Genomic DNA, 13,829 nt, shown 5'->3' with positions numbered 1-13,829 from the left:
ATCAGGGGTCCAGGGTGTCCGCCGCCACTGACAGCACGGACCGCACCTGCGTGGTGATGGCCTGCCGGTCGCGTACGAAGTCCGGATCGGTGACCTGGCCGTGCGCCGGGTCGGTGTTGCCCTCGCCGAACCGCAGCACCGGCGTGTGCAGGTGGCCGCCCGGCGCGCGCAGCCCGACCGCGTCGCGCAGCAGCGTGGCCCGGTAGGCGATCTCGTTGGACAGGTAGTCGCCGCCGCCGCCCGCCCGGGCGGTGGAGCCCGGCGTGGGTCCGTCGGGCCGGTCCACCGGCTCGGTCCCGCCCGCCGGGATCTCGGTGACGGCGGTGTTGTCGTACACCGGGAACGGTCCCGTCGGCGCGGCGGTGATCCGCTCGTACGGCAGCGTGGTGACCGTCCACTGCGGCTGCTCGGCGGGCGTGGGCACCCCGGCGGGCACCGGGACGGTCCCCGTCCGGGAGACCTTGAGGTTGTCCGGGTAGCCTCCGCGCCAGGCGCCGTTGGTGCGCTCGACGTCGAACCGCCCCGGCCGTCCCTGGCTCACCGTCATGAACAGGTCGGCACGGCGCGGCCCGGACCGGAAGTGCGGCAGCAGCGTGCGTTCCACCGTGCCGTCCGCGAAGTCCGCCCAGCGCACCGGAAAGACCACGGTCTCGATCCGCGCCAGGCCCGCCGCCGTACGGATCGTGGTGCCGTCCAACGCGAGCGCGGCCGCGCCCGACGGATTGCTCCGGCGCACGTCCGCGTCGAGCTGGAACGGATCGAAACCGGTCACCACGACGCGCCGGATGTGCCGGCCCGCGGGCAGCTCGATCGAGTCCTGACCGCGCGAGGAGCGCTCCAGCGCGGCGAGCAGCGCGGCGCGTCGGCCGTCGTCGAGCGGAAACGCCGGCCGCCACTCGCGCAGGGCGCGGGTCATGCCCAACCGCGCCCAGTACAGCGGGCGGTCGTCGTCGCGGCTGAGGTCGCCGCCGGCCGGACCGCGCCCCTGGGCCCGCTCCACGGCCCGCCGCCACAGCCGCCCGCCGTGCCGCGCCACCACCCGCTCGGCCTGCGCGGCGCACCGCACGCCCGCCAGTGCCTCGGCGAACTCGGCCGCCACGCCGTCGAAGCCGCCACGCCGCAGGATCTCCTGGGGGACGGGCTGGGTGAGCCGCAACTCCTCCACCGTGAGCCGCGGCTCCTCCACGGTGGTGGACGGCCCGGCGGCGCTACCGGGCCCGGGGTCGGCAGCGGCCGGGGCGGCGAGGCACAGGGGGGCGGCGGCGAGCAGCACGGCGCCCAGCACGCCGAGGCGGGCACGTATCGGTCTCATGCCGAATCCTTCCGGTCGGATGATCACGTCGGGGACCGAGAGCGCAGTATTCCGCCCGGGGGCGGTCCGGCGCTACGGAGACGGCGGCGAGAGAAGGCGGCGAGAGGAGTCAGCGAACGGAGCCGGCGAGGAGGAGCCAGCGCGAGGAGTCGGCGAGGAGGACGGATACGCGGTACGGGCGCCTGTCGCGCCGGATGCGCCGTACGCCCGCTGACACACCACGTCCCGGTGACGCTCCCCGCCGGCGCCGCCCGGGCGAGGTACGCATGCAGGGCCGAAGAACTCCGTTCTCCCGCGATCGTGGAGGTCCGCGCATGCGTATCCGATTCCGTCGCGCCGCCCCGGCCGTCCTCGGCGCCGCGCTGCTGGCCGCGGCCGCGCCGCTGCCGGCGGCCGCCGCCCCCGGCCGTGCGGCCGCCCCCGCCCCGGAGCAGGGCTACGAGCTGACGATCGACCCGCGCGGGTATGTCGGGCCGAACGGTTCCATCCGGCTCTCCGGCACCTACCGGTGCACCAAAGGCGGCGCGGTCGGGCTCACGTTCATCAGCTCCACCCTCGAGCAGGGGGACCAGCAGCGCGGCATCGGCGGTACGGCCGCCGACTGCGACGGCAAGGTGCACCGATGGACGAACACCGACAACGCGGCCCTGATCGTGGGCGAGAGTTACGCCCCGGGGAAGGCCCGGGTGAAGGCCACGATCCTGCGCCTCAGCATGGAGTCCGGCCTGCCGCTGCCGGACGTGCTCACCGCCGAGCAGCAGAGCGTCCAGATGGTGTCAGGCTCCGGCGCGTAGCCCCTGCCGCGCGCCTCCCGCGGTCACTCCTCGGCGGGGCGCACGGCCAGCAGGGCGAGGAACGCGCGGAACAGCTCCGGCATGTCCACCGCCTCCGGGTCGTGCAGCCACTGGTACTGCAGCCCGTCCATCACCGCCACCAGCAGCGGAGCCGCCTGCTGCGGGGTCAGGCCCCCCGGCAGGCGGTCGCCGAACTCGCCGCGCAGGGTCTGCGCCATGTCCGCGCGCACCTCGTCGTAGCGGCGCCGGAAGTAGTCCCCGGCCGGGTGGTCGTCGGTGACGCTCTCGCCCAGCAGGGCCGAGAAGGTCTGGACGATGCCCGGCCGCATCGCGTTGTAGTCGACCAGCGCGGCCAGCAGGTCCAGCGGCCAGGGTTCGCTCCGCTCGGCGGAGCCGGTGTCCCACTGGTCGCGTTCCTTGAGCACGGCGATGAGCAGGGACTCCTTGGTGGGGAAGTAGTGCAGCAGGCCCTGCTGGGTGAGGCCGACGCGTTCTGCGACCGCCGTCAGGGTGGCGCCCCGATAGCCGCGTTCCGCGATCACTTCCAGGGCCGAGCGGACGATCTCCGCACGCCGTGCCTCGCTGCGTCTGCTGCCGGTGGCCCTCGTCATCGCCGGTCCCGCCTTCCGGTCGTGCGCTTCCGCTGCGCCCGTGACCTGACCGTACGATATTCGTTCATAACGTAGAGGTAACAAAGCCTACCGGCGTACAGGTAAGGCGGTTCAGGATGGAGGGGTCTCCGGCCGCGGCTGGAAGGCGCCCAGCGGGCTTCGACGAGGAGGTACGGCTGTGGTCCAGGCGGACGAGGCGAGAAGGAGCGACGTCGTGGAGGCGGCGCTGGGCCGGCTCGGCCTGGACGCCAAGACGCGGCTGCTCGCCGGGCAGGACATGTGGTCGCTGCCCGGCGCGCCCGAGGCGGGGCTCGGCTCCGTGGTGATGTCGGACGGGCCGGTTGGGGTGCGCGGTGTGCGGTGGACCGCCGACGATCCCTCGGTCACGCTCCCCAGCCCCACCGCGCTGGCCGCCACCTGGGACCCGGAGCTGGCGCGCCGGGCGGGGCACCTGCTCGCGCAGGAGGCCCGGCGCAAGGGCGTCCACATGCTGCTCGCGCCGACGGTGAACCTGCACCGCTCGCCGCTGGGCGGCCGGCACTTCGAGGCGTACAGCGAGGACCCGTATCTGACGGCCGAGATCGGCGCGGGCTATGTCACCGGAGTGCAGGAGGGGGGAGTGGGGGCGACCGTCAAGCACTTCGTCGCCAACGACGCGGAGACCGACCGCTTCACCGTGGACAACACGGTGTGCCCGCGTGCCCTGCGTGAGCTGTACCTCGCGCCGTTCGAGGCGATCGTCAAGAAGGCCCGCCCGTGGGGCGTCATGGCGGCGTACAACTCCGTCAACGGGGCCACCATGACCGAGCACCGCTTCCTGCAGCAGGAGGTGCTGCGGGGCGAATGGGGCTTCGAAGGCGTCGTCGTCTCCGACTGGCTGGCCGCCCGCGACACCGTGCGCGCCCTGCTGGGCGGCCTGGACATCGCCATGCCCGGCCCGCGCACGGTCTACGGCCCGGCGCTCGCCGCCGCCGTGCGGGACGGACGGGTCGCCGAGGCGGACGTGGACGCGGCGGTGCGGCGGGTGCTGTGGCTGGCCGCCCGCGCCGGAGCGCTGGTCGGCGCCCCACCGGCGGTCCCGCCCGCCGACCTGCCCTTCGCCGTCGACGGCCAGGCCCTCGCCCAGGAGATCGCCCGGCGCTCCTTCGTGCTGCTGCGGAACGAGCGCGGCGCGCTGCCTCTGGACCCCGCCCGCACGCCGCACCTCGCGCTGATCGGCGCCGCCGCCCGCGACGCCCGGGTCCTCGGCGGCGGCTCCGCCCAGGTCTTCCCCGAGCGCGTGGTCGCGCCGCTGGACGGGCTGCGCGCCGCGCTGCCCCCGGACGCCACCCTGACCTACGCCGTCGGCGCCGATCCCAGCGGCGAACTCTCCGTCGCCGACCGGGGCTTCACGCTGCGGGCCGTGGTGCGCGCGGCGGACGGCAGGCGGCTGGGCGAGCGGCGGCTGCCGAGCGGCGAGCTGCGCTGGCTCGGCGGCGACCTCCCGAGCGGTGTGACCTTCGAGGAGCTGCACACCGTCGAGACCACCGGCACCTTCACCCCGCGGGTCGGCGGCGTGCACTCCTTCGGCACCAGAGGACTCGGCGGCTTTCGGCTCGTGGTCGGCGGCGAGGTGCTGTACGACGGGCGGCAGACGCCCGAGCCGGGCGACCCCTTCGAGTCGTTCTTCGGCAGCCCCGTGCCGCGCGGGCGGATCGAGCTGACCGCCGGGCAGCCCGTCGAGATCAGCCTGACGTGCGTCGTCCCGACGATCGAGGACGCGCCGATCCAGGCCGTCGGCTTCTGCCTGATGCACCGGGAGCCCGAGCGGGACCCGGAGGAGCTGATCGACGAGGCGGTCGCGCTGGCCCGGGCGGCCGACGCCGTCGTCGTCGTGGTCGGCACCACCGAGCGCGTGGAGAGCGAGGGCTTCGACCGGGCCGATCTGCGGCTGCCGGGCCGGCAGGACGAACTGGTCGCCCGGGTGGCCGCCGTCAACCCGCGGACGGTCGTGGTGGTCAACTCCGGTGCCCCGGTGGAGATGCCGTGGCGGGAGGAGGTCGCCGCGGTGCTGCTGAGCTGGTTCCCGGGCCAGGAGGCGGGCGGGGCGCTGGCGGACGTGCTGCTGGGGGCGGCGGAGCCGGGCGGCCGGCTGCCCACCACCTGGCCGGCGCGGCTGGCGGACGCGCCCGTGCGGCGGGTCGTCCCCATCGCAGGTCAACTTCCCTATGAAGAAGGGGTGTTCATCGGCTACCGGGCGTGGGAGCGGTCCGGCGCCGCCCCCGCCTACTGGTTCGGGCACGGCCTCGGATACACGGACTGGGAGTACGAGGCGGTCCGGTTCACCCCGTCCGGCCCGCCCGCCGCGGAGCACGGCGAGCGCGATGAGCACGGCGAGCACGGCGGTGAACTGGGCACGGTCACGGTCCGGGTCCGCAACACCGGCGGGCGCGCCGGACGGGAGGTCGTCCAGGTCTATCTCGCCGCACCGCGCACGCCGGACGGCGCCGCCGCCGACCCCGTGGAGCGGCCCGCCCGGGTGCTGGCGGGCTTCGCCACCGTCGAGGCGGAACCGGGCGGGAGCGCCGAGGCGGTCATCGCGCTGCCGCGTCGTGCTGCGGAGACATGGGACGAGGACGGCGGCGGCTGGCGGCTCCCGGCGGGGGAGTACGCGGCGGAGGCGGGCCGCAGCGTCGCCGACCGGCGCCTGACGGTGCCCGTCCCCGTGCCTACGCGGCCGGCTCCTTCCGGGTGATCGTGCGGTACGCCATGTCCGCGAGCGCCTGCTGCCCCTCCTTGCTGGGGTGGAACCAGTCCCATTTGCTCAACTCGTCCGTGGTGAACCGGTAGTTGTGCACGGCGTCGTCGTAGCGGCACCGGGGGTCCTTGCCGCAGACGTCCTTGAGCGCGGCGTTGTAGGCGTCCACCCGGTCCTCCACCTGGCGGCGGCGCTCCACCGACGCGGCGTCGTCCGCGGTGGAGTCCTTCAGCATCGACGGGCAGATCCCCAGCTTCCAGACCTGCCGCCCGAAAAGGTTGTTGCGCCCCTGCGACCACAGCCGCTTCAGATCCGGCACGCTCGCCACGTACACCTGGGTCTTGGGCAGCGCACGGCGCAGGGACGTCAGGGCGGTGGTGAAGTCGGCGCGGAAGTCGGCCGTCGGGGTCATGTCGTCGACGGAGTCCCGGCAGGCGTCGTTGGCGCCGATCAGCACCGTCACCAGCTCCGGCTCGTGGGCGGTGGCCGCCCGCATCTGGGCGGGCAGATCGGCCATCAGGGCCCCCGTCTTGGCGTGGTTCCAGCTGCGGACCTCGCCGCCGCCGGAGGGCCGCAGCCGCCGGGCGAGGCTGTCCACCTCCGTACCGGTGGCCCAGGACACCTCCGGGCAGTCCTTGAGCACGGAACAGGCGTCGAAACCGCGGGAGATGGAGTCGCCGACGGAGGCGAGGGAGCGCGGCCGGGTGTCCCACGACGGGGTGGCACGGGGGGCGGGGCGCTTGACCGCCCGCTCGCTCCCGCCGTCCCCGTCGCCGCCGCCCGAACCGAGAGTGCAGCCGGCCAGCAGGGCGGCGGCCGCGAACAGCGCGCCCGCGGTGGTCGCGGTGGTGCCGGTGGCCGGGCGACGGCGCCGATCGCGCCCGTACGAGCCCCGCATGACTGTTCCCCCTCCGACTGATGGGTGATATCTATCCAGGACCGACGGTACGTCACCCGCGTGTCGGCGCCGCACGGTAGCTTTTCCCCATGCTGGTCGGGCTCCGGCCCAGCGGAGACGCAATCCGGCACCAGAGCATTACGCAGCGTCAAATCTCGTCCGTTTTGGCGGGGATTACCCGCGGTAGCGTTTACGTCAGGTAACCTCGGGAGCTGGTGCGGGCGTGATCATTGGGGCAGAATGTCTCTTGCTGTCCGCGGGCGCGACCGGTACGGAGGCGAGGCCGCTGGGGAAGGCGAACCTCGAACCGCACTGGAGGTCCCGGTGACGACACGTGGAGTTCTGTACGTGCACTCCGCCCCGCGCGCGCTGTGTCCCCATGTCGAATGGGCCATCGCGGGCGTCCTCGGCGTGCGCGTCACCCTCGACTGGATCAAACAGCCCGCCGCGCCCGGCACCTGGCGTGCCGAATTCTCCTGGCAGGGCCAGGTCGGCACCGCCTCCAAACTCGCCTCCGCGCTCCGCGGCTGGCACCTGCTGCGCTTCGAGGTGACCGCCGAGCCCTGCGCCACCGCCGAGGGCGAGCGCTACAGCTCCACCCCCGAACTCGGCATCTTCCACGCCGTCACCGGCATCCACGGCGACATCCTCATCCCCGAGGACCGGCTGCGTGCCGCGCTGGCCCGCTCCACCCGCGGCGAGACCGAGCTGGCGGACGAGGTCGCCAAACTGCTGGGCAAGCCCTGGGACGACGAGCTGGAGCCCTTCCGGTACGCGGGCGAGGGCGCCCCGGTCCGCTGGCTGCACCAGGTCGTCTGAGCCGCGCTCAGCTCTCCGGCACAGACGGTCGACAGACGGCCATACGGCTGAGGCCCGCCCGGTCAATGACCGGGCGGGCCTCAGCCGCGTAACGGGAATGCGAGGTCAGACGGTACGCAGCGCCAGCACCACGTTGTGGCCGCCGAAGCCGAACGAGTCGTTCAGCGCCGCGATCGTGCCCTGCTGCGGCAGCGGGCGGGGCTCATCGCGCACGATGTCCGCGTCCGCCTCCGGGTCCAGGTTGGTGATGTTGATCGTCGGCGGGGCCACCCGGTGGTACAGGGCCAGGATCGACGCGACGGTCTCCACACCGCCCGCGCCACCCAGCAGGTGGCCGGTCATGGACTTCGTGGCGGAGATCGCCATGTGGTCGACGTCGTCGCCGAACACCTTGCGCAGCGCCTTGATCTCCGCGATGTCGCCCTGCGGGGTCGAGGTCGCGTGCGCGTTGACGTGCACGACCTCGGCGGGCTTGAGGTCGGTGGAGTCCAGCAGGTTCTGGAGCGCGTGCGCGATGCCGTTGCCGGACGGCTCGGGCTGCGTGATGTGGTGGGCGTCGGCCGAGACGCCCTGGCCGACGGCCTCGGCGTAGACCCGCGCACCGCGCTGTGCGGCGTGCTCCGCCGACTCCAGCACGATCATGCCCGCGCCCTCACCGAGGACGAAGCCGTTGCGGTCGACGTCGTACGGACGCGAGGCGCCCTGCGGGTCGTCGTTGCTCTTGGACATCGCCATCATGTTGCCGAACGCGGCGATCGGCAGCGGGTGGATGGCCGCCTCCGTGCCGCCCGCGACGACCACGTCGGCGCGGCCGGTGCGGATCATCTCGATGGCGTAGCCGATGGCCTCGGCGCCCGACGCGCAGGCGCTGACCGGGGTGTGCACGCCCGCGCGGGCGCCGACCTCCAGGCCGACGTTGGCCGCCGGGCTGTTGGGCATCAGCATCGGCACGGTGTGCGGGGAGACCTTGCGGGCGCCCTTCTCGCGCAGCACGTCGTACTGGTCGAGCAGCGTGGTCACGCCGCCGATACCGGAGGCGACGACGGCGCCGAGCCGGTCCGGGTTCACCGAACCGTCCTCGCCCGCCTTGCCGGCGAAGCCGGCGTCGGCCCATGCCTCGCGGGCGGCGATCAGCGCGAACTGGGCCGAGCGGTCCAGCTTGCGGGCCTGCGGCCGCGGAATGATCCCGGCCGGGTCCACCGCGACCCGCGCGGCGATCTGGACGGGCAGCTCGGCCGCCCAGTCCTCCTCCAGCCGGCCGACGCCGGAGCGTCCGGCCAGCAGGGCCTCCCAGGTCGATGCGCTGTCGCCACCCAGCGGTGTGGTTGCGCCGATACCGGTGACGACCACGGTGCGATTGGTCGAGTTCACAGGAATTCTTACTCCACGTGTAGAGGGGGCCTTACCTGCCACCGCTGGGGTGGCGACAAGCGCTCAGGCTCAGGCCTGGTTGTCCAGAATGTACTTGGTTGCGTCGCCGACGGTCTTGAGGTTCTTGACGTCGTCGTCCGGGATCTTCACGTCGAAGCGCTCCTCGGCGGCGACGACGACCTCGACCATGGACAGCGAGTCGACGTCCAGGTCGTCGGTGAAGGACTTGTCCGTCTGGACGTCCTCGACCGGGATGCCCGCGATCTCGTTCACGATCTCCGCGAGACCCGCGACGATCTCTTCCTGCGTGGCGGCCATTGCGGCGCTCCTTCTTCGGTGTGTTGCGGTGGAGTGCGCAGCGTCCGCTATCTGCGGGGCTGCGTGGGATCTTGCCTAAGGGAGGGTAACGACCGTCGCTGCGTAGACGAGACCCGCCCCGAAGCCGATGACGAGCGCGGTGTCACCGCTCTTCGCCTGCCCGGTCGCCAACAGCCGCTCCATGGCGAGCGGAATGGAGGCTGCCGAGGTGTTGCCGGTCGTCTCCACGTCACGGGCGACCGTGACGTGCTCCGGCAGCTTGAGGGTTTTGATCATCGAGTCGATGATCCGCATGTTGGCCTGGTGCGGGATGAAGACGTCGAGGTCCTTCGCCTCCACCCCGGCCGCGTCCAGCGCCTGCTGGGCGACCTTCGCCATCTCGAACACCGCCCAGCGGAAGACCGCCTGGCCCTCCTGGGTGATGGCCGGGAAGCGCACGTCGGAGGCGGACTCCGCGTCGCGGTACACGTCCCAGGGCAGCGTCTGCATGATCGTGTCGGACTTGTCGCCCTCCGAGCCCCACACGGTCGGGCCGATGGCGGGCTCCTTGGCGGGGCCGACGACGACCGCGCCCGCACCGTCGCCGAACAGGAAGGCCGTGGCACGGTCCGTCAGGTCGGTCAGGTCCGACAGTCGCTCGACGCCGATGACCAGCACGTACTCGGCGCTGCCCTCGACCACCAGGCCCTTGGCGAGGGTGAGGCCGTAGCCGAACCCGGCGCAGCCCGCGGAGATGTCGAACGCGGCCGGCTTGCCCGCGCCGATCAGGTGCGCGATCTCGGTCGCGACGGCCGGGGTCTGCTTGAAGTGCGAGACGGTCGAGACGATGACGGCCCCGATCTGCTCCGGGGTGATCCCGGCGTCGGCGATCGCCTTGCCGCCCGCCTCGACGGACATCGAGGCGACGGTCTCGTCCGGACCGGCCCAGTGCCGGGTGGCGATTCCGGAGCGGGTGCGGATCCACTCGTCGGAGGAGTCGATGTGCTTGAGGATCTCGTCGTTCGGCACCACCCGGGTGGGGCGGTAGCCGCCGACACCCATGATGCGGGCGTACGGGGAACCCTTGCCGGGCTTGATCTTCGCGGTCATGCGCTTCGGGCTCCTATTCGGCCGGTGCGGCGTGCTCGGCGATCAGCTCGCGGGCCGCGTCGAGGTTGTCCGGAGTCTTGAGGGCGAGGGTCTTGACGCCGGGCAGGGCGCGCTTGGCCAGGCCGACCAGTGTGCCGCCCGGCGCCACCTCGATGATCGCGGTGACGCCCAGCTCCTTGAAGGTCTCCATGCACCGGTCCCAGCGGACCGGGTTGGCGACCTGGCCGACCAGGCGCTGGACGACGTCCTGCCCCGAGGAGACGACCCGGCCGTCCTTGTTGGAGACGTAAGCCGTGCGCGGGTCGGCCACGGCCAGCTCGGTGACCGCGGCCTCCAGGGCCGCGACGGCCGGGGCCATGTGCTGCGTGTGGAAGGCGCCGGCCACCTTGAGCGCGACGACCTTGCGGGTGCCCTCGGGCTTGTCCTCGGCGAGCGCGGCCAGCTGCTCGGCGGTACCGGCGGCCACGATCTGGCCCGCGCCGTTCACGTTCGCCGGGGTCAGGCCCAGCTTCTCCAGGTGCGGGAGGACGATCTCCTGCTCGCCGCCCAGCAGCGCGGACATGCCGGTCTCGGTGACGGCGGCGGCCTCGGCCATGGCCAGGCCCCGCTTGCGTACGAGCCCCATGGCGGCCTCTTCGGGCAGCACGCCGGTCAGCGCGGCGGCGGCCAGCTCACCGACGCTGTGGCCGGCGGCCGCGCCCACGAGGCGGGAGAAGTCCTCCGCCGTCGGGAACAGCTGCCGGGCGGAGACCAGCGACGCCGCGACCAGCAGGGGCTGGGCGACGGCGGTGTCGCGGATCGCGTCCTCATCGGCCTTCGTGCCGTAGTGGACCAGGTCCAGGTCGATGGCGGCCGACCACGCACGGAGCCGGTCTTCGACACCGGGGAGGTCGAGCCAGGGGGTCAGGAAGCCTGGCGTCTGGGCGCCTTGGCCGGGAGCGACGAGTACGAGCACTCTCACACTCTCTCTTGTGGGGGCTCTCGCCCGCCCGTGAGGACAGGGACGAAGAACCGATGAGGGAATTGTTGGTGTCCAACAAAACGGCTTAGCTCGGGGTCTCCCCATCCGCGAGACGGCCCAGGATGAGCGCGATGCGCAGGGTGAACGCCGACCGGACATCGGAGGGTGACCATCCGGTGACATCGGTCACACGTCGCAGCCGGTAGCGGACGGTGTTGGGGTGGACGAAGAGCATCCGGGCCGCGCCTTCCAGACTGCTCGCCTGCTCCAGATAGACGCTGAGCGTCTCCAGCAGCGCCGAGCCCGCCTCCTCCAGCGGTCTGTAGATCTCCTCTACCAACTGCTCGCGCGCGGCCGGGTCGCCGGCCATCGCGCGCTCCGGCAGCAGGTCGTCCGCCAGCACCGGGCGCGGCGCGTCCGGCCAGGCCGCGCACGCCTTGAGACCGGCGGCCGCGGCGCCCGCGGAGCGGGTGGCGGCGAGCAGGTCGGACACCACCGGACCGGCCACCACCGGGCCCGGCGCGAACGGGCCGATCAGCGCCTTCGCCGTGTGCAGCGGATTGTCCGAGCCGCCCGCGATCACCACGAGACGGTCCCCGAGTACCCCGGTGAGGACCTGGAGCTTGGCGTGCCGCGCGGCCCGCCGGATCGCCTCCACGGTCAGCTCGCTGTCCCCGTCCGGTGCCGTACCCAGCACCACGATCACATGCTCCGGCGAGTTCCAGCCCAGTGCGGCGGCCCGGGACAGCGCCCCCTCGTCCGCCTCGCCCGACAGCACCGCGTTGACCACCAGGGACTCCAGTCGGGCGTCCCAGGCGCCGCGCGCCTCGGCCGCCTGCGCGTACACCTGGGCGGTGGCGAACGCGATCTCCCGCGCGTACACCAGCAGCGCCTCGCGCAGCACCGACTCGTCCCCCGGAGCCGCCACGTCGTCGATCGCGGACTCCATGACCTCGATGGTCGTGCGGACCATCTCCACGGTCTGCCGCAGGGTGATCGCCCGGGTGAGCTCGCGCGGCGCCGTACCGAAGACGTCGGTGCTGATGGCCTGCGGCGCCTCCGGGTGCCGGAACCACTCCGTGAAGGCCGCGATGCCCGCCTGGGCGACCAGCCCGATCCAGGAGCGGTTCTCCGGGGGCATGGCGCGGTACCACGGCAGCTGCTCGTCCATACGGGCGATGGCGCTGGCGGCCAGCTTTCCGGAGGACTTCTCCAGGCGGCGCAAGGTCGCGGAATGCGGGTGATCGGGCTTCGCTGCGGGTTCAGGCACGAGGACAAGCCTGCCTTATCGGATGGGGTGCTTGTGGGGGTACCCCTGGCCGAGCCGGGTTACCGTGGGCGCGTGATCTGGGTTCAGCGGGCCGACGAGCGCTACCGGGGCGGTGACGAGGCGGGCACCGAGACCCGCCACGCCTTCTCCTTCTCGGGTTTCTACGATCCCGACAACGTGCGGTTCGGGATGCTGGCGGCGTGCAACGAGGAGCGGCTCGAAGCCGGCGCCGGGTTCGCCGAGCACCCGCACCGCGACATGGAGATCATCACCTGGGTCATCGAGGGCGAGCTCACCCATGAGGACTCCACCGGCCACCGGACGGTGGTGCGCCCCGGCGACGTCCAGCGGCTCAGCGCCGGCAGCGGGGTACGGCACGTGGAGCGGAACGCGGGCCCGGCGCCGCTGCGGTTCGTGCAGATGTGGCTGACGCCGGCGGAGTTCGGCGGGGAGCCGTCGTACGAGGTGGTGCGCGGCATCCCCGACGACACGCCGTACGCGGTGCCGCGCGCGGAGGCGGTGTTCCATGTGCGGCGCCTGCCGGAGGGCGCGCGCACGGCGCTGCCGCTCGCCCCGTGGGTGTACGCGCACGTGGTGCGCGGCACCGTGCGGATCGCCGGCGAGCGGCTCGGCCCGGGGGACGCCGCCCGGATCGACGACGCGGAGGGACTGGACGCGGTGGCGGTCGGCGACGCGGAGTTCCTGGTGTGGGAGATGCACACCGAGCCGGTCTACGGCTGACCGCCGGCGCGGGCTATCCCGCGCGCAGCTCGGCCAGGACCGCGTCCGTGAACGCGGGCCACGCTTCGACCGCCCACGGCCCGAAGGCCCGGTCGGTCAGCGCCACGCACGCCGCCCCCGCCTTCGGGTCCACCCACAGGAACGTCCCCGACTGCCCGAAATGTCCGTACGTCCGCGGCGAGGACGAACCACCCGTCCAGTGCGGCGTCTTCGCGTCGCGGATCTCGAAGCCCAGCCCCCAGTCGTTCGGCCTCTGGTGGCCGTAGCCGGGCAGGATGCCGGTCAGCCCGGGGTGGACCACCGAGGTCGCCTCGGCGACGGTCTCCGGCGCCAGCAGCCGCGGGGCCTGGAGCTCCGCCGCGAAGCGGACCAGGTCGTCGACGGTCGACACGCCGTCCTTGGCGGGGGAGCCCGGCAGCGCGGTCGCGGCCATGCCGAGCGGCTCCAGGACCGCCTCGCGCAGATACTCGGCGAACGGGATGCCCGTCGCCTTGGCGATGTGGTCGCCGAGCACCTCGAAGCCCGCGTTCGAGTACATCCGGCGGGTGCCCGGCGCGGCCATCACCCGGTGCTCGTCGAAGGCGAGGCCCGAGGTGTGGGCGAGCAGGTGCCGCACCGTGGCGCCGTCGGGACCGGCCGGCTCGTCCAACTCCACCGCGCCCTCCTCGACGGCCACCAGCGCGGCGTACGCGGCGAGCGGCTTGGTGACCGAGGCGAGCGGGAACCGGTGTCCGGTGGGGCCGTACGATCCGGCCACGGCGCCGTCCGCCGTCACCACGGCGGCCGCCGCCGTGGGCACGGGCCAGTTCTCGATCAGTCGCAGGCTCTCCATGCGCACGAGCCTAGCTCGTACAAGAGTCCGTCAAATCTCCGCTTGCTTGGAGTGCGCTCCAAGTCTCTAGCGTTGA

At 73.1% G+C, this 13,829-nt stretch carries 13 protein-coding genes; 4 read left to right on the top strand and 9 right to left on the bottom strand.

The window, feature by feature from the left end; genetic code table 11:
* Position 1 precedes the first annotated feature (1 nt).
* Positions 2–1,312 carry a pyroglutamyl peptidase gene (locus tag Q3Y56_RS09735; protein WP_304461554.1) on the bottom strand — a complete coding sequence of 437 codons (1,311 nt, stop codon included), beginning with the start codon at positions 1,310–1,312 and terminating at the stop codon, positions 2–4.
* 314 nt (positions 1,313–1,626) lie between these two features.
* Between Q3Y56_RS09735 and Q3Y56_RS09730 the strand changes: the two genes are divergently transcribed.
* Positions 1,627–2,106: a DUF6299 family protein gene (locus tag Q3Y56_RS09730; RefSeq protein WP_304461553.1), complete on the top strand. Its 480-nt coding sequence runs from the start codon at positions 1,627–1,629 to the stop codon at positions 2,104–2,106.
* Positions 2,107–2,129: 23 nt separating this feature from the next.
* On the opposite strand, the gene Q3Y56_RS09725 is transcribed toward Q3Y56_RS09730, so the two are convergent.
* A complete protein-coding gene (locus tag Q3Y56_RS09725; RefSeq protein WP_304461552.1) occupies positions 2,130–2,717 on the bottom strand; it encodes a TetR/AcrR family transcriptional regulator in 588 nt (195 codons plus the stop codon).
* A gap of 178 nt (positions 2,718–2,895) precedes the next feature.
* Between Q3Y56_RS09725 and Q3Y56_RS09720 the strand changes: the two genes are divergently transcribed.
* Complete coding sequence (locus Q3Y56_RS09720) at positions 2,896–5,451, top strand: glycoside hydrolase family 3 protein (RefSeq protein WP_304461551.1); 2,556 nt, start codon at positions 2,896–2,898, stop codon at positions 5,449–5,451.
* On the opposite strand, the gene Q3Y56_RS09715 is transcribed toward Q3Y56_RS09720, so the two are convergent.
* Entirely contained in the window at positions 5,426–6,352 is a 927-nt protein-coding gene (locus Q3Y56_RS09715) for an SGNH/GDSL hydrolase family protein (RefSeq protein ID WP_304461550.1), read from the bottom strand. The two genes, Q3Y56_RS09720 and Q3Y56_RS09715, sit on opposite strands and share 26 nt — an antisense overlap.
* Positions 6,353–6,676: 324 nt before the next feature.
* On the opposite strand from Q3Y56_RS09715, the gene Q3Y56_RS09710 reads away from it, so the two are divergent.
* Entirely contained in the window at positions 6,677–7,171 is a 495-nt protein-coding gene (locus Q3Y56_RS09710; protein WP_304461549.1) for a DUF3145 domain-containing protein, read from the top strand.
* A 105-nt stretch (positions 7,172–7,276) separates the two neighbouring features.
* Here the strand turns inward: Q3Y56_RS09710 and fabF are convergent, their stop codons facing one another.
* The 5 genes from fabF to Q3Y56_RS09685 all read right to left on the bottom strand — a co-directional run bounded on the left by fabF (position 7,277) and on the right by Q3Y56_RS09685 (position 12,180).
* A complete protein-coding gene (fabF, locus tag Q3Y56_RS09705; RefSeq protein WP_304461548.1) occupies positions 7,277–8,542 on the bottom strand; it encodes a beta-ketoacyl-ACP synthase II in 1,266 nt (421 codons plus the stop codon).
* Between the two features lie 69 nt (positions 8,543–8,611).
* On the bottom strand, positions 8,612–8,860 hold the full coding sequence (locus Q3Y56_RS09700) for an acyl carrier protein (RefSeq protein WP_304461547.1): 249 nt from the start codon (positions 8,858–8,860) through the stop codon (positions 8,612–8,614).
* 75 nt (positions 8,861–8,935) lie between these two features.
* Positions 8,936–9,949, bottom strand: a complete 1,014-nt coding sequence (locus Q3Y56_RS09695; RefSeq protein WP_304461546.1) for a ketoacyl-ACP synthase III — start codon at positions 9,947–9,949, stop codon at positions 8,936–8,938.
* Positions 9,950–9,962: 13 nt separating this feature from the next.
* On the bottom strand, positions 9,963–10,904 hold the full coding sequence (locus Q3Y56_RS09690; RefSeq protein WP_304461545.1) for an ACP S-malonyltransferase: 942 nt from the start codon (positions 10,902–10,904) through the stop codon (positions 9,963–9,965).
* A gap of 91 nt (positions 10,905–10,995) precedes the next feature.
* Positions 10,996–12,180, bottom strand: coding sequence for a CdaR family transcriptional regulator (locus Q3Y56_RS09685; RefSeq protein WP_304461544.1), 1,185 nt, complete (start codon positions 12,178–12,180; stop codon positions 10,996–10,998).
* A 72-nt stretch (positions 12,181–12,252) separates the two neighbouring features.
* Between Q3Y56_RS09685 and Q3Y56_RS09680 the strand changes: the two genes are divergently transcribed.
* Complete coding sequence (locus Q3Y56_RS09680) at positions 12,253–12,921, top strand: pirin-like bicupin family protein (protein ID WP_304461543.1); 669 nt, start codon at positions 12,253–12,255, stop codon at positions 12,919–12,921.
* 13 nt (positions 12,922–12,934) lie between these two features.
* On the opposite strand, the gene Q3Y56_RS09675 is transcribed toward Q3Y56_RS09680, so the two are convergent.
* Positions 12,935–13,753, bottom strand: a complete 819-nt coding sequence (locus tag Q3Y56_RS09675; RefSeq protein ID WP_304461542.1) for a serine hydrolase — start codon at positions 13,751–13,753, stop codon at positions 12,935–12,937.
* Positions 13,754–13,829: the final 76 nt, after the last annotated feature.

The organism is Streptomyces sp. XD-27, from assembly GCF_030553055.1.
Classification (GTDB): Bacteria; Actinomycetota; Actinomycetes; order Streptomycetales; family Streptomycetaceae; genus Streptomyces.
Note: the sequence above shows the minus strand (reverse complement) of the source record. Positions and strands in the feature narration are given on the sequence as shown.